Here is a 743-nt window from a genome sequence, read left to right as displayed (position 1 = left end):
GGCAGCCGCGTGATCGTGAAGGCCGACGGCGTCTACCTGTGGGACTCGGACGGCAACAAGGTGATCGACGGGATGGCCGGCCTCTGGTGCGTGAACGTCGGCTACGGCCGCAAGGAACTCGCCGACGCCGCGTATCGCCAGATCCAGGAACTGCCGTTCTACAACACGTTCTTCAAGACCACGCACCCGCCGGTGATCGAACTCTCCGCGATGCTCGCGGAAGTCACGCCGGCCGGCTTCAACCACTTCTTCTATTGCAACAGCGGCTCGGAAGGCAACGACACCGTGCTGCGCCTCGTGCACCAGTACTGGCGCGTGCAGGGCCAGCCGCAGAAGAAATACGTGATCTCGCGCAAGAACGGCTATCACGGCTCGACGATCGCCGGCGGCACGCTCGGCGGGATGGGCTACATGCACGAGCAGATGCCGTCGAAGGTCGAGAACATCGTGCATATCGACCAGCCGTATTTCTTCGGTGAAGCGGCGGCCGGCGAAACGCCGGAAGCGTTCGGCCTGGCACGCGCGCAGCAGCTCGAAGCGAAGATCCTCGAACTCGGCGCGGAGAACGTCGCCGCGTTCATCGGCGAGCCGTTCCAGGGCGCGGGCGGCGTGATCTTCCCGCCGTCGACGTACTGGCCGGAAATCCAGCGGATCTGCCGCAAGTACGACATCCTGCTGGTGGCCGACGAAGTGATCGGCGGCTTCGGCCGCACCGGCGAATGGTTCGCACACCAACACTTCGG

Annotated in this window: 1 protein-coding gene; it reads left to right on the top strand. The window is 64.7% G+C overall.

The window, feature by feature from the left end; all coding sequences use genetic code 11:
• Positions 1-743: aminotransferase class III-fold pyridoxal phosphate-dependent enzyme (locus tag CFB40_RS37580; RefSeq protein WP_143329962.1), on the top strand; the 743-nt coding region annotated here is incomplete at both ends.

Origin of the sequence: Burkholderia sp. AU31652 (assembly GCF_002223155.1) — a bacterium.
Lineage (GTDB): Bacteria > Pseudomonadota > Gammaproteobacteria > Burkholderiales > Burkholderiaceae > Burkholderia.
The sequence above is the reverse complement of the archived record's forward strand: the minus strand, read 5'-3'. Positions and strand labels throughout refer to the sequence as shown.